The organism is Paenarthrobacter sp. NPDC018779 (assembly GCF_044391085.1).
In the GTDB taxonomy this organism is placed as follows: domain Bacteria; phylum Actinomycetota; class Actinomycetes; order Actinomycetales; family Micrococcaceae; genus Arthrobacter.
Window position 1 is genome coordinate 194,629 of sequence record NZ_JBIRZS010000005.1, and the last position, 19,101, is coordinate 213,729.

Annotated in this window: 19 protein-coding genes; 9 read left to right on the top strand and 10 right to left on the bottom strand. The window is 63.9% G+C overall.

All coding sequences use genetic code 11. The features are described 5' to 3' along the window. Nucleotides 1-63 precede the first annotated feature (63 nt). Entirely contained in the window at nucleotides 64-1,092 is a 1,029-nt protein-coding gene (locus ACH488_RS08665; RefSeq protein WP_397323555.1) for a Fic family protein, read from the top strand. 5 nt (nucleotides 1,093-1,097) lie between these two features. On the opposite strand, the gene ACH488_RS08670 is transcribed toward ACH488_RS08665, so the two are convergent. The 4 genes from ACH488_RS08670 to ACH488_RS08685 form a co-directional block, all read right to left on the bottom strand. Next, a complete protein-coding gene (locus ACH488_RS08670; RefSeq protein WP_397323556.1) occupies nucleotides 1,098-1,898 on the bottom strand; it encodes a GNAT family N-acetyltransferase in 801 nt (266 codons plus the stop codon). A 104-nt stretch (nucleotides 1,899-2,002) separates the two neighbouring features. Next, nucleotides 2,003-3,904, bottom strand: a complete 1,902-nt coding sequence (locus ACH488_RS08675; protein ID WP_397323557.1) for a DUF2264 domain-containing protein — start codon at nucleotides 3,902-3,904, stop codon at nucleotides 2,003-2,005. After that, complete coding sequence (locus ACH488_RS08680) at nucleotides 3,904-5,040, bottom strand: LacI family DNA-binding transcriptional regulator (protein ID WP_397323559.1); 1,137 nt, start codon at nucleotides 5,038-5,040, stop codon at nucleotides 3,904-3,906. The genes ACH488_RS08675 and ACH488_RS08680 overlap by 1 nt, the downstream gene beginning before the upstream one ends. Next, on the bottom strand, nucleotides 5,030-6,985 hold the full coding sequence (locus ACH488_RS08685; RefSeq protein ID WP_397323561.1) for a heparinase: 1,956 nt from the start codon (nucleotides 6,983-6,985) through the stop codon (nucleotides 5,030-5,032). The genes ACH488_RS08680 and ACH488_RS08685 overlap by 11 nt, the downstream gene beginning before the upstream one ends. A gap of 162 nt (nucleotides 6,986-7,147) precedes the next feature. On the opposite strand from ACH488_RS08685, the gene ACH488_RS08690 reads away from it, so the two are divergent. The 5 genes from ACH488_RS08690 to ACH488_RS08710 all read left to right on the top strand — a co-directional run bounded on the left by ACH488_RS08690 (nucleotide 7,148) and on the right by ACH488_RS08710 (nucleotide 12,081). Further along, nucleotides 7,148-8,161 carry a hydroxyacid dehydrogenase gene (locus ACH488_RS08690; RefSeq protein WP_397323562.1) on the top strand — a complete coding sequence of 338 codons (1,014 nt, stop codon included), beginning with the start codon at nucleotides 7,148-7,150 and terminating at the stop codon, nucleotides 8,159-8,161. A gap of 62 nt (nucleotides 8,162-8,223) precedes the next feature. Then, nucleotides 8,224-9,507, top strand: a complete 1,284-nt coding sequence (locus ACH488_RS08695; protein ID WP_397323563.1) for an ABC transporter substrate-binding protein — start codon at nucleotides 8,224-8,226, stop codon at nucleotides 9,505-9,507. A gap of 8 nt (nucleotides 9,508-9,515) precedes the next feature. Then, complete coding sequence (locus ACH488_RS08700; RefSeq protein WP_397323564.1) at nucleotides 9,516-10,445, top strand: carbohydrate ABC transporter permease; 930 nt, start codon at nucleotides 9,516-9,518, stop codon at nucleotides 10,443-10,445. Next, nucleotides 10,445-11,380 (top strand): carbohydrate ABC transporter permease, encoded by a 936-nt coding sequence (locus ACH488_RS08705; protein WP_397323565.1) that lies wholly within the window; start codon nucleotides 10,445-10,447, stop codon nucleotides 11,378-11,380. The genes ACH488_RS08700 and ACH488_RS08705 overlap by 1 nt, the downstream gene beginning before the upstream one ends. Continuing rightward, nucleotides 11,377-12,081 carry a hypothetical protein gene (locus ACH488_RS08710; protein WP_397323567.1) on the top strand — a complete coding sequence of 235 codons (705 nt, stop codon included), beginning with the start codon at nucleotides 11,377-11,379 and terminating at the stop codon, nucleotides 12,079-12,081. The genes ACH488_RS08705 and ACH488_RS08710 overlap by 4 nt, the downstream gene beginning before the upstream one ends. Before the next feature lie 109 nt (nucleotides 12,082-12,190). On the opposite strand, the gene ACH488_RS08715 is transcribed toward ACH488_RS08710, so the two are convergent. Beyond that, nucleotides 12,191-12,535, bottom strand: coding sequence for a hypothetical protein (locus ACH488_RS08715; RefSeq protein WP_397323568.1), 345 nt, complete (start codon nucleotides 12,533-12,535; stop codon nucleotides 12,191-12,193). Between the two features lie 59 nt (nucleotides 12,536-12,594). Here ACH488_RS08715 and ACH488_RS08720 point away from each other — a divergent pair, with 59 nt between their 5' ends. Continuing rightward, nucleotides 12,595-13,245, top strand: coding sequence for a hypothetical protein (locus ACH488_RS08720; RefSeq protein WP_397323570.1), 651 nt, complete (start codon nucleotides 12,595-12,597; stop codon nucleotides 13,243-13,245). An 81-nt stretch (nucleotides 13,246-13,326) separates the two neighbouring features. Next, nucleotides 13,327-13,797 (top strand): hypothetical protein, encoded by a 471-nt coding sequence (locus tag ACH488_RS08725; protein ID WP_397323571.1) that lies wholly within the window; start codon nucleotides 13,327-13,329, stop codon nucleotides 13,795-13,797. Here the strand turns inward: ACH488_RS08725 and ACH488_RS08730 are convergent. Beyond that, the gene (locus tag ACH488_RS08730) at nucleotides 13,794-14,111 is read right to left on the bottom strand and encodes a DUF3040 domain-containing protein (RefSeq protein WP_397323572.1); all 318 of its coding nucleotides are present in this window, start codon (nucleotides 14,109-14,111) and stop codon (nucleotides 13,794-13,796) included. The two genes, ACH488_RS08725 and ACH488_RS08730, sit on opposite strands and share 4 nt — an antisense overlap. Nucleotides 14,112-14,415: 304 nt before the next feature. On the opposite strand from ACH488_RS08730, the gene ACH488_RS08735 reads away from it, so the two are divergent. Next, entirely contained in the window at nucleotides 14,416-14,778 is a 363-nt protein-coding gene (locus tag ACH488_RS08735) for a hypothetical protein (RefSeq protein ID WP_397323574.1), read from the top strand. Nucleotides 14,779-14,787: 9 nt separating this feature from the next. Here ACH488_RS08735 and ACH488_RS08740 read toward each other — a convergent pair whose 3' ends face one another. The 4 genes from ACH488_RS08740 to dnaK all read right to left on the bottom strand — a co-directional run bounded on the left by ACH488_RS08740 (nucleotide 14,788) and on the right by dnaK (nucleotide 19,001). Further along, the gene (locus ACH488_RS08740) at nucleotides 14,788-15,219 is read right to left on the bottom strand and encodes a heat shock protein transcriptional repressor HspR (RefSeq protein WP_397323575.1); all 432 of its coding nucleotides are present in this window, start codon (nucleotides 15,217-15,219) and stop codon (nucleotides 14,788-14,790) included. Nucleotides 15,220-15,229: 10 nt separating this feature from the next. Further along, the gene (locus ACH488_RS08745) at nucleotides 15,230-16,204 is read right to left on the bottom strand and encodes a DnaJ C-terminal domain-containing protein (RefSeq protein ID WP_397323576.1); all 975 of its coding nucleotides are present in this window, start codon (nucleotides 16,202-16,204) and stop codon (nucleotides 15,230-15,232) included. A gap of 272 nt (nucleotides 16,205-16,476) precedes the next feature. After that, nucleotides 16,477-17,130, bottom strand: a complete 654-nt coding sequence (locus tag ACH488_RS08750; RefSeq protein ID WP_397323577.1) for a nucleotide exchange factor GrpE — start codon at nucleotides 17,128-17,130, stop codon at nucleotides 16,477-16,479. 2 nt (nucleotides 17,131-17,132) lie between these two features. Beyond that, nucleotides 17,133-19,001 (bottom strand): molecular chaperone DnaK, encoded by a 1,869-nt coding sequence (gene dnaK / locus ACH488_RS08755; RefSeq protein ID WP_397323578.1) that lies wholly within the window; start codon nucleotides 18,999-19,001, stop codon nucleotides 17,133-17,135. Nucleotides 19,002-19,101: the final 100 nt, after the last annotated feature.

Consider the following 19,101-nt stretch of genomic DNA (forward strand, 5'->3'; position numbering starts at 1 on the left):
GTGTCCCTGCCACCCCACATTGCCGCAGCATCGTTCAGCCCTGATCCAGAGACCGTACTTGCCTTGGAAGAGGCTGCCAGGGCCGTCGGGGCGTTGGACATTACCGCGGGCACCCGAATGGCTGCGATCAGCGGATTCCTGCTGAGGAGCGAGGCCGTCTCGTCTTCAAAAATCGAGCATGTTGACGCGAATCGCAATGATTACGCGCGGGCGTTGATTGGACTGAAAGCTTCTTCGGACGCCAGGTCGATGGTCGCGGCGGCCGAGGCCGTGCAGAGCATGATCAATGACGCCGGTGTTACGGGCGAGATACATCTGGATTCCATCCTTGACGCGCACAAAACCCTCATGAAGGACGACCCGTTTGATGGGCACCACGCGGGGGCTTTCCGCAATGTACAAAACTGGATCGGGGGAAGTGACTACTCGCCTCGAGGAGCCGTGCACGTTCCACCTCCCCCTGAAATAGTGGGGGAACTCATGGAGGACCTGATGGCATTCAGTGCCCGCAGGGATATCCCGATCATGGCTCAGGCGGCCATCGCGCATGCCCAGTTCGAGTCGATTCACCCGTTCACGGATGGCAACGGCCGTATTGGCAGGGCCTTGATCGGCGCCATTTCCCGGCGAAGGGGCCTGACCAAGAACACTGTCACGCCGATCGCTTCAGCAATGGTTTCCGATGTTGAGACCTATTTTTCGCTCCTCAACGGTTATCGCGCAGGCGCCGTCGATCCCTTTGTGCTCTATCTGGCCCAGTCTGCCATGCGGGCGGCTGATGCAGCCCGGGAATCCGTTGCGGCGCTCGACGAACTTCCCGCTGCGTGGACGGACTTACTCCGACCACGGAGGAACTCGGCTGAGAAGAAGCTCATTCCGTGGTTACTGGAACAACCCGTCTTCGAAGCACACCGCGCTGCTTACATTGCTGGCGTAGAAGAAACGTCGATCTACAAGACACTCAACCGCATGACTGACGCTGGAGTTCTTACCCAAATCACCCAGTCGCAACGAAACCGCGCCTGGGCGGCAACCGAAGTCTTGGACGAGGTGGACCGGCTCAACCGACGGCTGGCCGGCCGTGACATCTAAGCCGGTCAGCTCCGCGTCCAACGATAGGGCGTGGTGGTTGAGACCTTGACCAGGCCGGAGCGCTCTAGGATCGGGCGGGAAAACTCGGTGGAGTCGCTGTTGATGAGCGTTTTGCCGTGCGTCAACGCGGACTGGGCCCGGCGGGCAGTCAGCGCACGATAGATCCCTCGGCCCCTCCATTCCGGTCGCGTTGCCCCGCCCCAAATTCCGGCAAAGTCGGTGCCTGGTACGGGTTCCAGACGGCCGGCGCTGACGATGACGCCGTCCGCCTCGGCAACCCAGAGTTCCATGGCATCATCAAGCGAAAGCCGGCGAAGCAGCGCCTCCGCCATCTCGTCCGAGACGGGCTCGCCGAAGACCTCGTCCTGCATGGCGCTCATGGCCCGCACATCAGGTTCACCAACCACCCGGCGCAGTGTCACGCCTTCCGGCAAGGGCACGTCCTGGCTGAGCGCACGGACTTCGCCGATCATGATCGACTCCGGCGCGTCAGGTGTGAAGCCATGGTCAAGGAGCGCTTCGTGGAGCCGCGGGGCATGGTCGTGACCGCGGGATTTCCATTCCACCTTGGTGATTTCCGGCAGACCGTCAAAGTAGGTCACGGCGTCCGAGACCAGCCCGCGGACTCCCTCTTCATCGGCCCCACCCAAGTCCCGGTACGTGATGAACCCGCGGCCACCCAGGAAGGTCACCAGACGGAGTGGTCCGTGCTCGGTCACCGTGAGGGCACTCGGCGTTTCCGCGTCGGTGCGGAGTTGCTCATCGTAGGCCGCGAGGAGGCGGGCTTTGGTGTCGGTTTGAGTCATCTGGAGAGCCTACCCCTGGGATTCTGCTGAATCATTCCTGAATCAGGTACCGCATCATGTCAAGGTCGGTCCCGGGTGAGGACGGAATGATCCAGCAGAATTTTTCACTGGTCGTCGAATCGGGTGAGCAGATCGGCCGGGATGCGTTCCCCGTCGGGGAATTCGAAGTGGCCGTCGGTGTAACGCACCGTGTCCGAAGCACCTCCGGCACCGGCGAGAAGTACGACGGCGGCGTAGTCGCCGTCGCGCGCGGGACCGGCGGTTCCGGCCCAAGGGATGGTGAGCTCCGAGCCCATCGGGTGCTCACCGGACCGGACGAACGTGCCGGAGTCGCCCAGCGCATTGCCGAATCCGTGCACAGCGAGGACCGAAGTCACAGTGGACGAGGCAGCATCTACTGGCCAGCCACCAATCCGCAAGGGAGCACCTGCCCCGGAACTGGAGGAATTGGAGGAACCGGAAACCCGCACCAGTCGTAACTCCAGAGCACCACGCGTCGCGGACACCACAGTCACTGAAGGCCCGGGAGTCGCCGTGCCGGAGACGCCGCTGCCGTGGTCCGGGCCGGCGTCGGGATCGGGCGTGATCCAGTTGGCCGTGAACCGGGACGCACCAACGGAAACTCCACCTATGGAGAAGGACCCGAGGTGCTCGAATCCGGTTCGGTGCGTCAGGCCGCCGTCAGGGCCAACGAACACCACCGCGTTGTCCAAGGACTCAGGAACCAGGTCCGGGAACGTGTGTGTCGAGTAGCCAATCCGGGCATACAGGGGCGAATCCGCCAAAACGGCCCCCGGAACGGCATGGTCCGTCCCGTGGTTCCTGATCCGCACAACGCCATCGGCAACGGTGCCATCCACTTGCCAACCCGGTGCCGCGATGAGCCGCTGCGTGTCTCCCGATTCAACGGGCAAGGGTGCCTCCACGGACGTCCACGCCGGGTGGTCAGCCGGGAGAGCCAAACCGAGCATCCCCTTCGCTGCCCAGTACGGCGATCCGAACCCTGAGTACGCCTGCTTCATACCTGGAAAAGAGCCGTGGAAGCCGATGGACAGCAGGCCTTCGGAGGTGACGGAGCCGTGCTGGACGAAGTAGTCGAGCATTCCGGACGACGCCCTCCGCGCCAAACCCGGAGCCAGGCGCGTGTGTCCGGACAACTCCCCCACCCAGAAGGATGCCGCGGCCGCGAAGCGGTAGATCAGGCTCCGGCCCTGGACCAGCGGAGCGCCGTTGGCTCCGACGAGGTAGGAGAAGTCGTCCAGGAAATCAGCCAGCCGGTCGCCGTCGAGCTTCTTGCGGGCCGCGACGCGCGGATCATTGGGGGCCATCAGCGCCCAGAGCTGCGGGTACACCTGGAAGGCCCAGCCAACATAGTGGTCGTAGGCACGCTCGGGACCGTCGGCGAACCAACCGCCGCCGCGGTAGAGGGAATCGTGGATGGCGAGCCCGGCGTCGATGTCCTCGTCGGAGTATCGCCCGCCAACCGAAGCCAGGAAGGTCTCCACCACGATCTGGAACCACACCCAGTTGATGGGCGGGTATTCCTCGCCGATCACGGTCTCGAACCACGCGATGAGCTGCTCCTGGACACGCTGGGGCAGTTTGTCCCACAGCACGTCGCGGGTCAGTGCCAGGCCAACCGCCAACGACGCCGCTTCAACCTTCGCCTGCCCCAGCTCGCCGGGCGTGGGCCACCGGTTGGGATTCGCGGGGTTGGTCCCGGCATCCAGGCCGGCGGCGTACCACTCTGCGATCCAGCCCGTGTTCGCGGGGTCGCCGGCGATCCGGAAGGAGGCCAGAAGGAACGTCCGGGCGAAGGCTTCCAGCGAATCGCTCCCCCGGCCGTACCGGCTGTTGGGCCCGGGCAGGTAAACGTTGGCGTGGTCCTCGGATCCGAAACGGTGGGCCGAGCGCAGGAGGTAGTCCGCGTAGGCGGTCCAGTGGGAACGGGTCAGGCCGGTGTACGGGGACAGCGCGTGGTCCAACGGCGGGAGTTCAAGAACCATCAGAGCGCATCCTCCAAGACAACCCTTGGAGCCCCCACGGACGACTCCCGGACAATCAGTTCAGGGTTCAGGTCGATCCGATGCACCGGCCGCATCCTTCCCTCGGCCAGGCGCGCGGCCATGAGCTGCACCGCCACCTTCCCCACGTAGCTCTTGGGCGGACGCACGGCAGAGATGGCAGGCTCGGCGAGGTAGGCAACCTCGTCGTCGTAACCCACAATCGCCATGCTTCCCGGCACATCCACGCCGCGGTCCACGCAGTGCTGCACGAAGGCCACAGCCTGGGTATCGGAGTGCACCAACATGGCGGTGGTTCCCGATGCGCGGCACAGTTCCAGCACGCGGTCAAAGTGCTTGGCGCGGTCTCCGTTGTCCAGCTTGGCCGAATCCTCGTGGATGGATTTGTCCAACGGAATCTTCAAAGCGTTCATGGCCTGCTTCCATCCACGAACCACGTGCGGGCTGGTGGGGCTGGTGGAATCGGTAAGGCATCCGATCATGCGGTGCCCCTCCTGCCACAGATGCCGCACGGCCATTCCCGCGCCGAATGCATGGTCCGTTGCCACCCACTCAAGCTTGTGCGCAGGAATCTCCGACGGCGCCCGGCGTTCGGCCAGGATCACGGGAATGGGCAGGGCATTGAGCCAGCGGAGCAACTCTTTGCCGTGCTCGCCGCCCATGTCCGGAGCGACGATAAGCCCGTCGATGTTCTGGGTATCGAGCAACGCCTGTACCTGCCGGCGGTTGTCGGCGGCGTCGTACGCCGAGCCGCGCACCACGATCCTGAGGTTCTGGACCTCGGCCTCGCCCCGGGCGCCGCTGATGACCTGCGGCCAGTAGTAGTCCAGGGACGGGACAACCATTCCGATCGAGTAACTGTGGGATGTTGCCCGTCCGGCAGTGGATCGGTCCAGCGGACTCGGAAGGGTTGCGCCGCCGTGTACACGGGACACGAGTCCTTCGTCGGCCAGGATGTTCACGTCTCGACGGATGGTCAGTTCGCTGACGCCCAATTTGGCGGCGATGTCGCGGACGGTGATGGCCCCGTGGGCGCGCAACTCCTCCATCAACCGCTCGCGGCGTTGCAGCGAGAACAACGACTTTCCACCGGATTCCTGGCCTGGTTCAGTGCTCATGTGTTGCCTCCAGAGTGAGGGTGAACGCGCCGGAAGCGCGGGTTTCAGCGGGCATGCGGAACCGCAGCCGGGTCAGCTTTCCGCCCCAGATATCGCCCAGCAGCGGATCGTCAAGGTGCCATTCGTCTACGAGCACGACGGCGGTCTCCGGCTTCCAGCGCAACTGGACTCCACGGCCGCCCGCCACTGTCGGGATGCCCGCCGGGGTGATGGTCGCCGTCGCGTCCCGGCCCAAGCGGAGGGTGCCGGCCACCAGGTAGGTGATGTCGACGTCGTCCGTTCCTTCCGGTGGCGGGGACGGGAGGTTCCAACGGTCATCGATGACCACAGTGCCGGCCTCCCGGTTGAGGAGCGAAGTGCGGATCCACTGCTCAGGGTGGCCGAATCCGTAGGCGGCGCCGAGACCCAGCGCGAGCGTCGGCTCGTCGGGAGTGGGTTCCTGCAGGACGGTTGCCGCGAATTCCGGGCCCGTCCCCTGTTCCAGCCCGAACGGCGCCGGGACGCTGTGCCAGGCGCTCTGCATGGCGCGGATCAGGTACCTGTCAGGGCCGAATGTTTGCGCGGTGTAGGTGGGTTGGCCGGCATCGACCAGGAGGGGCACACCGTCCATGGCAACCACTACGGAACCTACATCCCGGTGGTTGTGGTGTTCGCCGTTGTGCCCGCCCTTGGCCGCGAGGGTGAGCCCGTCCGTGGATCCGGGGGTTTGCCGGGCAAGCATGATCTGCACTGACGGGAGCCACGTCCCCCAACTGGGTCGCAGTTCAGGTCGTTCCCAGCGCTGAGAACGACCTGAACTGCGACTTAGTTGGGTGAGGACGCGGCCCAGCCCGGCGGCGGGGTTGGGTTCAGGCTCGACGGCGGCAAAGGTTGCGGCGAGTTGGGCGGCGTCGGAATCCCCCAGCCGCACGGCCCAGCGATGCAGCATGTCCCAGGGCAAGGAGTCGGCCGCGCGCGCAGGCCCATCGGCGACGTTGAGGAACCAGGACCCGCCCAGATGCATGCTGCCGGGGAATGCGACGAGTGCACGGACCACCGGAAGATCGGGATTGAGCCCGGCGGCTTCCTCAAGCAGTGCCAGGCCCTCCAGCGCGCGGCCGGCCCCGTTCCACCAGTAGGCAAAGCCTTCGTCGATCGCCCCATCTGCTGGAATCGAGGCGAGGAAGCGGTCGAGTCCCTCGATGCAGCGGGCAATGACCTCTGCCTGCAGCTCGGCGTCATCAACCAACAGCAACGCTGCGGCAATGATGTTGGTGTGGATCCACGGGTTCCAGTTGTGGACGTCGCCGTTGAGGCCAAGCCAGTGCCAATCGAGTCTGTCCAGGAAGGGCCGGATCACGCGCTCGTGCGCCTCAAAGCGAAGTCGTTTCCGCAGGCCGGGCGCACGCTCGTCCAGCTGCGACCCCAGGACGTGGTCCAGCCAGGCAAGCTGTGCCACCACTTCCCCGGCACCCAGATCGAGGTACGGACGCGAAGGGTCCGGGACTACCTCCCCGGAATGGGTGAACACGTCGTCGTGCGCGGCCCAGCTCCAGGAGCTCTGCTCGCACAGCAGGTACGCACCGTCGATCACTTCGTCCAGCCAGCCCTCGCCGGAGTCGGGACCGGAGACTGCAGCCATGACGACGGCGCGTGTCAGCCGCTGCTGCCGGCTCGCCACGAGTCCCTCGTAGGCCGTGCGGTTTCCGTCGCGGAAATAGCGCGCGTAGTGGGAGACCAGCGGTTGGGGCCATGAAGTCCCCTTCTCCGCGGTCGCTTGCTCAGCGAGCGACGACACAGAAGCCAAAGAGATGTGCTGCCACCCGCCGTCGGACGCCGGGCGCACGGTAAGCCGGGAGCGGGCGTCGCGGAGCGAGGTAAGCAAAGCCGGAATGGACGCCTCGGTGCCCCACGCGGTGCGCAGAGGCGGCGCGTCAACGGTGACGGCGCCGGGAGGATTCAGCATGGAATTCTTCTCTCAGATGTTCGAGTATGAACGTTTTAGATCAAGCTCGATTGAGTTGAATGAACTGTCTTGTTCATGAGTATGTACTGATTATTAGATGTGATGCAACACATAAATCACGGTCGAACAGACCAAAAGAAGAACCGAAGGGAGGGTCCCTGAATGTCGCTCAAGCCCCAGGCACTGCTGGTCATGAATAGCGGAACCTTTGCCGACCAGTTCGATTCCGCACGACTGGAGCGGCTGGCAGGAATGGTGGACCTCGGCGGGCAACCATGGACGGATTCCCTCGACGCACCCGAACTGGCGGGCCGCCTGGAAGAGGTGGAAATCCTGCTCACCAGTTGGGGCGTTCCGCGCCTCAACGCGGAACGACTGGAACGCATGCCCAAACTCCGCGCAGTCTTCCACTGTGCAGGGACGGTCCGCAGCTTCGTCAGCGAGGAACTCTGGGATCGCGGCATCACCGTCACCAACGGAGCAGACGCCAATGCGATCCCCGTCGCCGAGTTCACCTTCGCCTCGATCGTGCTCGCGGGCAAAAAGGCCCACGTCCTGGCCAACGACGCTCGTACCTTCCGCGAGGACTGGGACTATGCCACGGCCCGCGGCGAACTCGGGAACATCGGCCGGGTCATTGGAATCATCGGGTTCTCCCGCATCGGCCGCCGCGTGGTGAGCCTGGTCCAGCAACTCCAGGACGTCACGTGCCTGGTCAGCGATCCCCACGCCAACCCGGCGGAGGTCGCTGCCGCCGGTGGCAGCCTGGTGACGTTGGAGCAACTGCTGCGGGAGTCCGACGTCGTGAGTATCCATGCGCCGGCCCTCCCGGAAACCCGCAACATGATCAGCACCCGCGAGTTGGACATCATGAAGGACCACGCGACGCTCATCAACACAGCACGCGGCTCCCTCGTGGACACAGCGGCGCTCGAAGCCGAATGCCGCAAGGGTCGCATCACAGCGCTCCTTGACGTCACCGAACCCGAACCGCTGCCGGCGGACTCGGTGCTGTATGACCTGCCGAACGTGATCATCACGCCACACATCGCCGGCTCGCTTGGCACGGAAACCCGGCGGATGTCCGATGCCGCCCTGGATGACCTTGAACGGTACCTCGCCGGGAAAGACCTCTTGGCCGAAGTAGTGCACGCGGATCTGGGACTCAGCGCCTAAGTCCGAACGAACCAACCTGCCGCACGTGCGGCAGACTTAAACCAGTACTAAAGGAGAACGCAATGAAGCGCACAACCCTCGCCGCGATCGCCCTTGCGGTGACTGCAGGGCTTGGACTCGCCGGCTGCTCAGGCGCAGCAGGCCCTGCCGACCAACCGGCAGCAAACGGCAAGACCAAGCTGACGGTCTCTGTCTGGAACTACGAGGGAACCCCGGAGTTCAAGGCGCTGTTCGACAGCTACGAGGCTGCCAACCCGAACATCGACATTGAACCCGTGGACATCCTGGCCGATGACTACCCCCAGAAGGTCACCACCATGCTGGCAGGTGGCGACACCACGGACGTCCTGACCATGAAGAACGTCATTGACTACTCCCGCTACGCAAGCAACGGCCAGCTGCAGGAAATCGGCGACGTGGTGGACAAGGTTGGCAAGGACAAACTCGCCGGCCTCGACGCCTTCGACATGGACGGCAAATACTATGCAGCTCCGTACCGCCAGGACTTCTGGTTGCTGTACTACAACAAGGACCTGCTCAAGGCTGCCGGTGTGGAAGACCCCAAGGACCTGACCTGGGACGAGTACACGGCGCTGGCCAAGAAACTCACCACTACCGGCGCGGACGGCAAGAAGGTCTACGGCACGTACCACCACATCTGGCGTTCCGTGGTCGAAGCCATCTCCGCAGCCCAGAACAGCCAGGACCAGAACAGCGGCGACTACGGCTACTTCGAGGACCAGTACAACACCGCGCTGGACCTCCAGAAGAGCGGTGCCACCCTGGACTTTGGCACGGCCAAGAGCCAGAAGACCAGCTACCGGACCATGTTCGAAACCGGCCAGGCAGCCATGATGCCCATGGGCACCTGGTACATCGCCGGCATCCTGCAGGCCAAGAAGGACGGCAAGACCAACGTCAACTGGGGCTTGGCCCCCATGCCCCAGAAGAACGACGACGGCAAGGTCACCACGTTCGGTTCGCCCACGGCATTCGCCGTCAACAAGAACGCCGTGCACTCCGATGAGGCCAAGAAGTTCATCGAATGGGCTTCCGGTGAAGAGGGCGCCAAGGCAATCTCCAAGATCGGCGTTGTTCCTGCCCTGCAGAACGATGCCGTGAAGGACGCCTACTTCAAGCTGGACGGTATGCCCACCGACGAGCTGTCCAAGAAGGCCTTCACGCCGGACACCACCGCCCTCGAAATGCCTGTGAGCGACAAGTCGGCAGCCACGGACAAGATCCTCAACCAGGAGCACGATCTGATCATGGTTGGCGAGCGCTCCGTCACGGATGGAATTGCTGAGATGGGCAAGCGCGTCAAGAGCGAAGTCCTCGGCCAGTAAGGCTCGTCATGAGTACAGAAACAATCTCCAAGCCCGTTGCCCCGGCTGTTGCCGGCCGGGGCAACAGGAAGCAGGCCAGGCGTAATACCCTGATCGGCTGGACGTTCATCCTGCCGAACTTCATCGGCTTCCTGGCCTTCACCCTGATTCCGGTCCTCGCGGCCTTCGCCCTCTCCTTCATGGAGTGGACCTCGTTCAGCGCCCCCAAGTGGGTTGGGCTGGCCAACTTCCAGCGGATGTTCGCCTCTGATTCCTTCTGGATTGCGCTGCGCAACACCGTGGTCTATGCGCTCGGGCACGTTCCCCTGACCATGGCCCTGGCCTTGCTCCTGGCCATGCTGTTGAACCGGAAGCTCAAAGGCATCGGCTTCTTCCGGGTTGCGATCTTCTTCCCGTACATCACTTCCCTGGTGGCCGTCGCCGTCGTCTGGAACATGTTGTTCAGCCCGGACAACGGACCGATCAACCAACTCCTCCACGCAATCGGGATCGCCAATGCGCCGGGGTGGACCTCAAGCTCGGACTGGGCGCTTCCGGCCGTGATCATCACCAGCGTGTGGCGGGACATGGGGTACTACATGGTCCTCTACCTGGCCGGACTGCAAGCCATCCCCACCGAACTCTACGAAGCCGCGGAAGTCGATGGGGCCAGCGCCTGGCAGCGTTTCTGGAACGTCACCATCCCGTCGCTGCGGCCCACCACGTTTTTCGTGGTGGTCATGCTGACGGTCTCCAGCTTCAAGGTGTTCGACCTGATCGTCGTCATGACCAACGGTGGCCCCGGACGCTCCACCACGGTCCTGTCCCAGCTGATCTACCAGGAGGGCATCGGCGAAGGTAAGTTCGGCTACTCCTCGGCCATCTCGCTGGTCCTGTTCCTCATCGTCCTGACGGTCACCGTCCTGCAGTTCAAGATCCAACAGCGGAGGGAACGCTGATGACCAACATGGCCGAAGACCTCAAGGCTGAGGCCCGCTTCGCCGGGTCGGGCCTGCCTCCCGCAGGTGCGGAAGACCGCCGTCGTACAGTCCGCAAGCGTTCGCCGCGCGAGCAGAAGAAGCGGACCGCCAATGTGATCATCTACGGCGTGCTGGTGGTCCTGGTGGTGGCACTCATGGTGCCGTTCATCTGGATGGTGTCCTCCTCGCTGAAGGAGAACAACCAGGTCCTCACCGTCCCCATCCAGTGGATCCCGCAGGAATTCGTGTGGAGCAACTACACGGACATCTGGACCCGCATTCCCATGATGGGCTACCTGCAGAACTCGCTGTATCTCGCAGTGATCATCACCTGCCTACAGGTCCTCACGGGCTCGCTGGCAGCCTACGGTTTCTCCAAGGTCCGCTTCCCCGGGCGTGACGTGCTGTTCCTTTGCTACATCGGCACCATCGCCGTCCCGTGGCAGGCCTACATGGTGCCGCAGTACATCATGATGCAGAACCTGGGCCTCACCAACAGCTTCAACGCCCTGATCCTGCTCCAGGCTTTCGGCGCCTTCGGTGTGTTCCTGATGCGCCAGTACTACATGACCATCCCGGACGAACTCTGCGAAGCAGCCCGGATCGATGGCCTCAGCGAGTACGGCATCTGGGCCCGGGTGATCCTGCCACTGTCCAAGCCGGCGTTGGCCAGCCTGGCGCTGTTGACGTTTGTGAACACGTGGAACGACTACATGGGCCCGTTCATCTACCTCACGTCCAACCGCCTCTGGACCGTCCAGCTGGGCCTGCGTTCCTTCGTGGGCCAGTTCGACGCCGAGTACGCCATGATCATGACCGGTTCGGTGATCTCCGTGATCCCGATCCTCATCATCTTCCTGATCGGCCAGCGCTACTTCATCCAGGGCATCGCGACGAGCGGTATGAAGGGATGAGCACCGTGCGTGCTCCCCGCAAGCGCCGCTGGTCAGGGCCTGGATTCGAAACCTTCGGCAGCATCTTCGGTTTCGTCTACACCTTCCTGGCCGGCAACGCGCTGCTGGCGGTCGCCAACGCGCCGCTGGTGCTCTGCCTCTCCCTGGTGGCAGACCCAGCGGCCGCTTGGCCGTTTTTCCTTGCACTCTCGGTCACCATCGCGCCGTCCCTCGCCGGTATCTTCGCGGCCTTCCGGTCCTTGAACGACGACGGCGGCGCGGTCACCCCTGTTGCTGCCTTCCTTTCGGGATACAAGCGCAGTTTCACCCGCACGGCACCGCTTGGTGTGGGCGCGGTGGCGCTGCTCCTGTTCCTCGGCGTAGACCTCGTGGCCATCCAGTCTCTTCCGGGTGCCGCACTTCTGTTGCCGCTCATCGTCGTAGCAGCCGCCGTGACGGTGAGCCTGGCAGTGACGGCGATTGCCGGCGTCGTACTCCTGCCCCAAGCGAGGCTGAAAAGCATCCTCAAGGCCTCCCTCTACCTCGTGGTGCAGCGCTGGTACCTGAGCCTGGCCATGCTGGTACTGCTCGGCATCATCGTCTCCGCGGCCGTACTGCAGCCGGTCCTCGGCATCGCCCTGGCACCCGCTCCCCTGCTGTTCGTGATCTGGAGCAACGCCTCCTACGCCTTCCACGCCGTACTCCGTACCCCCTCCAACTAAAAACGCTCTCTCACCGAACCGCCCCTTCAGCCGATCGCTCTCTCATCCGATGAGAGAGCGTTGGCGTTTAAGGGGTGGAAGGTGAGAGAGCGTTCGTAGGAAAGGTTCGCTACTGGGCGCCGTTGCAGAGCTGGCCGTACTTGGTGCCGGCTTCCTGATATTCCTCAGTCAGCTTGCCGAGCTTCTCCTCGTCCGGGTTTTCCTTCGCCTGCTCATCCAGCAGGGCCAGGATGGAGGTCACCACCGGCTTCATGTCGTCCGAGGCGACACCCTCGATGGGACGAATGGCGTTGGCCACGCGGTTGCTTGCCGTCTTGTTGTTGCTCTGGGTGAGCCCGGATGCGGCGGCGGCCATCCTGTCGCAGGTCTGCGCGGTGGTCAGCTGCGGTGCTGAACAGGCGGAAGCCGAGGCGAGCAGCCCGGCAGCGATCAGGACAGTGGTGAGTTTCTTCATGATTCCCTCAATGGTCGACGTCTCTTCGATTGTAAAGGGCGTGGCCTAGGCTGGAGGACATGGCGATCATCCACAAAGCAACCCTGTCCCCCACCAAGCTTGAACTCATCGCTGACTACCTGCCGACGCAGCCGTGGTTCATCCAGGACGGCGAACCAGAGCTCATCGGCGCCTACCGCTTTGACGATCCTGCTGGTGAGGTAGGCATTGAAACCCACGTTGTTGCCGCGGGTGAACGCGTCTACCAGGTCCCGCTGAGCTACCGCGGACACGAACTCGGCGGCGCCGGCGAGTGGCTGATCGGCACCATGGAACATTCAGTCTTGGGCAAGCGCTGGGTGTACGACGCCTGCGCCGATCCCGTCTACGTCACAGCCCTCGCCACCGCGATCCTCACCGGACAAAAAGAAGCGGCGTTGCTGGTGGACGGTGAGGCAGAGCCGCGCCCCAGTACCGTCACGGTCAAGGGCAGCGGAAAGCTCGACGGCGGTGTACCCGGGTTGAGTGCTTCGGCGCCGGTATCGGGCAGCGGCGTGACGATCATCGATGCGGGGTCATTGCGCCTGAAGGTGAACCGTGTGGTGGATGTGGCCGCGGATGCTGCCGTCAACACTGCTGCAGCGCCGGAGTTGCACGCCGAACTCGCGCTGCATGGCTCGTGGGCAGGGCTCGAAAACCCCGTGGAGCTTGCGTCGGTGATCCGGGACTAGAGTCCGTCCACGGCACTGTTTGTCACCGGGCGGGTAGCGTAGGCTGACACACGGGGCCATCTACTCCGTGAAGGGGTCATCGTGTACTCAGTCAAATCCGTAGTTCCAGCTGTCCAGGACCTGGCAGGCGAGTGGGTCAAGCACGCCGCCGAAGGTACGGCGTCGCAAACTGACGCCGTGGTGGGGTGGGCATTGTCCCGGATCAACCATGCCGATGTGCCTTCGGTGGTGCACGGAGTTGTGCTCACGCTGACCGGTGACCGGAAGGCGGCCAAGCATGCGCGGGGCACCGCTGCGAAGGCCGTCAAGAAGGCAACACAAACGCTCCGGCGTGGACGCAAACAGAAGTCCGGGAGTGCGGGATTGGTGGCGTTCCTGGTAGGTGCCGGATTGTGCTTCGGAGCCGTCATGGCCTGGCGGATGATGGCCCGGCCTGGTGAGCCCACTCCCGTTCCTTCGGACACCACTCCGCCCGATCAGGCCGCCACAAACCTGGACGCCTCTACAAACTTGGACACGGTGCCGTTCAAACCGGATTCACCGGTCGTTTAGGCGCCTCGTCCCGCCTCATTTCCCGTCTCTCCGTTCCGGCGGATCCGTCGCCTGAGAACCAAACGGCTCAGCAAAAGGTAGGCTCCTCCACCAGCGACGAGGAATCCGGCCACGCCCACGATGAGGATCTGGGTGATGATTCCCGTAATGACCAGCGCGAAACCTGCCAGCAGAGCCAGAGCGCCCAGGATCATCCTGGCTCCCGTTCCACGGAGGCGCCCGGACCTCAGCTGAAGGTCAAGATCCGGGTCCGATGCAACGAGTCCACGCTCGAGCTCTTCGAGGCTCCGTCGCTCTTCATCCGACAACGACACCGGAATCCATCCCCACCCATGAGCATTCAACGCCACTGGCGCTTACATTCCACGCTGAGGCACCTGCGCTGCTTGCCGTGCCATGCCTTTATTATCTGTCGATTCGAGCGCCGTAGCCACAGCTTGCCCTTCCATCCGGCACGGGAAAGAACCACTCTGCGAGTACGACGTACGGCCGCTGGGGATTGGCTCACAGGCACGGCGATACTGTGACAAGCTAAGAACGTACCCAGCACGACGTACGGCAACCAACTGGAAGGCGATTCTTCCCATGGCACGACGATCTGCAAAAATTCCGAACAGCTTGGCACAGAACCCTGCGCCACGACGCGGCCGCACGGCATGGCTCGTGGTCATGGGACTCCTGGCGGGCATTGCCGGCGGCGCCTTTGCCTGGCGCATGCTGGCCCCGGATGGTGAACCCATTCGGCGCGAGCCTGTGGAAGACCCCCAGCCGCAGGACCTGGTGGTTCCCACCGAGCCCGTGGAGATCTCCACCCGCATGCGGCCCGGTGAATGGACAGAGGAGTCCCTGCAGGAACATCTCGAGGACTACAAGCAGCAGATCCGGGACATGGGCGCGTCCGAGTCGCAGATCATCGCCGAGGTGGAGCGCACGGAAGAGGGCGCAGCCAAGGTTGTGGTCCGCTGGGACCGCTCGGCTTAGTCCCTGCTACTAACGCTGTCCCTCCCCCGGCCGCGGTCGCCATACGACGACGGCCTGGGACCGGGCGCGGGGACGCTGGCCCCGTGCGAGGCTCACCACGTCTCCGGCAGCTCCCGCTGCGAAGATCCTCGCGTCCACGGGAGCCCGGCGGCGTGACAGTTCTTCGGTCAGTTCTGCCACGCGGTACTGCAGGGCAGCCACCTGGTTCTCGAGGTCCAGGATGCGCTTGATCCCTTCCAGGGACACGCCGGATTGCGAAAGGCGTTGCACCTCGCGCAGCCGGTCCACGTCGTTCTGCGAGTAGCGGCGGGACTTTCCGGGCGCGCGGCTGGGCGAGACGATGCCCAAGCGGTCATACTGGCGCAACGTCTGCGGATGCATGTCGGCAAGCTCCGCAGCTACGGAGATGACGAAGATCGGCTGGTTGACGTCGATAGCCATGACCTTCTCCTTACAACCGGGCCTTAGCGGCCAGGTCGTGACGCGGGTTGGCGTCGGAAGTCGCCGCAGCGAACGCCTTCACGGCCTCCTCCGCTTCCTTGCTCAGGTTCTGCGGAACGGCGACGTCGATGGTCACCAGCAGGTCGCCGGTCGCCTTGGACGTCTTCACGCCCCGGCCCTTCACACGCAGCGTGCGGCCTGCGGGAGTGCCCGCCGGGACGCGCAACTTGACGGTGTCGCCGTCGAGCGTTGGAACCTCGATGGTGGCGCCCAGCGCCGCCTCCGCGAACGTGACAGGCACGTGGACGCGGATGTTGTCCCCGTCGCGCTGGAAGAAGTCGTGGGGTTTAACGCTGACGGTGATGATGAGGTCCCCGTTGCCGGCCGGGCCAACGTTGCCCTTGCCGCGCTGGCGGACCTTCTGGCCGTCCTTGATGCCCGCGGGGATCTTGACGTCGATCACGTTGCCGTTGCTCTCGCGCAGGCTCACCGTGGTGCCCTTGATGGAACCGGCGAACGAGATGGACGTGGTGGCGGTACGGTCCGAGCCCTTCTGCGGGGCGCGCTGGAAACCGGTCTGGCCTCCCCCGAATCCACCGCCGAAAAGGTCTGCGAACTCCGGCGGAATGCCACCGCCCTGTGGTTGGCGTGCGCCAGCGCCGCCACCGAACAGGCCACCAAACAGGTCCTCGAAGCCACCATTGGCCCCGGCGCCACCACGACCACCTGCACCCGGAGCGAACCGGGCACCACCCATGGCACGGATGGCATCGTACTGCTGCCGGTCCTCAGGACTCGACAGCACCGAATAGGCCTCGGAGATGTCCTTGAACTTCTTCTCCGCGACAGCGTCCCCGGCATTGGTATCCGGATGGTACTGCCGCGCAAGCTTGCGGTAAGCCTTCTTGATGTCAGCGTCGGACGCGTCCTTGGCAACACCAAGGATCGCGTAAAAATCCTTTTCAACCCAGTCCTGGCTGGCCAAGAGCGTTTCCTTTCAAATCAAAACTAAAGCAGCTGCGTGAAACCACCTTAGGCGAGCCGACCGCCGAAGCGGGGCGAGCCAAGGGGCCCCGGGAGTGGCATCCAAGGATCTGGCCGCGGGCCCCGATACGAGCTTGCGAGTGTTGGGAAGGCCAATATCCGCTGCCGGAGCGTGACGGCTGACGTCCGTAGGACGAAAGCCGTCACGCGTAGGGGCGGGGGCCCCTTGGCTCGCTTCGCGTGGTTCGTACAGTCACCCGCCGAAGGCGGAAGTTACGCCGGTACTGCGACGATCACTTGGGCTGCCCGCAGGACACGCTCTCCTGAGCGGTATCCGGAGCGCAGCACCTGGCTGACCGTGTCTACTTCGATGTCCTCGCCGGGCTGCTGGATGAGTGCCTCGTGGATGGTGGGGTCGAATTCGACTCCGGTGTCCGCGATGCGCTCCAGTCCATACGTCTTCAGCGCATTTTCCAGCTTGGTGGCGATGGCGGCGAAGGGGCCGTCTTCGAGGTCACCGTGCTGGCGTGCGGCGTCAACATCGTCCAGCACCGGGAGCAGGGAGTTCAGGACGCCGATAACGGCCATCTCCCCTGCTACGGCGCGGTCGCGTTCCACGCGCTTGCGGTAGTTGACGTACTCAGCCTGCAGGCGGAGGAGGTCGTTGCGCAGTTCGGCTGCCTGGGCTTCCGCCGCGGCACCGGGTGCGACCGACTCTTCAGCCGGAACCTCTACCCCGTTGAGGATTTCCTCAGCCTGGGACAGGGCATCGCCCTCGGTGGACGCAGCGTTGCTTTCGGCGTTCGCTTCGCCTTCAGGATGGCGGGCGGCCCCGGTCTCCGGGTCAACCTTGCGGTTGTCCCGGATCACCGGCTTGCGCTGCTCGTTGCCTTCAGAGTGCTCTGCTTCGTTGCCGTGATGAGGCATGGTTACTTCTTCGCTTCGTCTTCGTCGATGATCTCGGCGTCGACGATGTCCTCGTCAGCCTTGTCGCCGGCGGCACCTGCGGAGGCACCTTCAGCACCGGCACCGGGGGCGTCGGCTGCTGCAGCCTGCGAGTAGATGGCTTCGCCGAGCTTGGTCTGGGAAGCCTGCAGCTTCTCAAACGCCGTCTTCACGGCTGCGTCGTCGGTGCCTTCGAGCGCGGACTTGAGGGAGTCGACGTCGGCCTTGACCTCGGTCTTGACCTCTTCAGGCAGCTTGTCCTCGTTTTCGGCGATGAGCTTCTCCACCGAGTAGGCGAGCTGCTCAGCGGAGTTACGGGTGTCCGTAGCTTCACGGCGTGCCTTGTCCTCGGCAGCGTGCTCTTCGGCTTCACGGACCATGCGGTCAATGTCGTCCTTGGAGAGCGCTGTGCCACCGGTGATGGTCATGGACTGTTCCTTGCCGGTGCCCTTGTCCTTGGCGGACACGTGCACAATGCCGTTGGCGTCGATGTCGAAGGTGACCTCGACCTGCGGAACACCACGCGGTGCCGGGGCGATACCGGTCAGTTCGAACGTGCCCAGCGGCTTGTTGTCGCGGGTGAATTCACGCTCGCCCTGGAAGACCTGGATGGCCACGGACGGCTGGTTGTCGTCAGCGGTGGTGAAGGTCTCCGAACGCTTGGTGGGGATAGCCGTGTTGCGCTCGATGAGGTGCGTCATGACGCCACCCTTGGTTTCGATGCCGAGGGACAGCGGCGTGACGTCGATGAGCAGGACGTCCTTGCGCTCGCCCTTCAGGACACCGGCCTGGAGTGCGGCACCAACGGCCACAACCTCGTCCGGGTTGACGCCCTTGTTGGGCTCCTTGCCGCCGGCGAGTTCCTTGACGAGCTCGGACACGGCAGGCATACGGGTGGAGCCACCGACGAGCACGATGTGGTCGATGTCCGAAACCTTGATGCCGGCTTCAGCGATGACGTCGTGGAACGGCTTCTTGGTGCGGTCCAGCAGGTCCTTGGTGAGGTCCTGGAACTTGGCGCGGGTGAGCTGCTCGTCCAGGTGGACCGGGCCGTCGGGGGTGACGGAGAGGTACTGGAGGGAGATGTTGGTGCTGGTGGAGGAGGAGAGTTCCTTCTTGGCCTGCTCTGCGGCTTCGCGGAGGCGCTGGAGGGCGATCTTGTCCTTGGAGAGGTCGATGCCCTTGACCTTGAGCTGGTTCAGCAGCCATTCGACAACGCGGTTGTCCCAGTCGTCGCCGCCGAGGCGGTTGTCACCGGCGGTTGCGCGAACCTGGATGGTGGAGAAGTTGTCTTCGTCCTTGCCAACTTCGAGGAGGGAGACGTCGAAGGTACCGCCACCGAGGTCGAAGACCAGGATGAGTTCGTCTTCCTTGCCCTTGTCCAGGCCGTAAGCCAAGGCAGCCGCGGTGGGCTCGTTGACGATGCGCAGGACGTTGAGGCCGGCGATCTCGCCGGCTTCCTTGGTGGACTGGCGCTCGGCGTCGTTGAAGTAGGCCGGAACGGTGATCACAGCGTCGGTGACCTTTTCGCCCAAGTAGCTCTCGGCGTCGTTCTTGAGCTTCATGAGGATACGCGCGGAAATTTCCTGCGGCGTGTACTTCTTGTCATCGATGGCGACGGTCCAGTCGGTGCCCATGTGGCGCTTGACGGAGGCGATGGTGCGGTCGATGTTGTTGACGGCCTGGCGCTTGGCGATCTCGCCAACCAGGACTTCGCCGGACTTGGAGAACGCGACGACGGACGGCGTGGTGCGGCCGCCTTCTGCGTTGGCGATGACGGTGGGCTCGCCACCTTCAAGAACAGAGACCACGGAGTTGGTGGTTCCGAGGTCGATACCTACTGCACGTGACATATCTTGTTTCCTTTCAATGACCGATGTTGATGATTGCACCCGAACAGCACTCTCCGCTGAGGCGGGTTTTGCTGTCGGGAGCCCACTCAACAATCGGCTA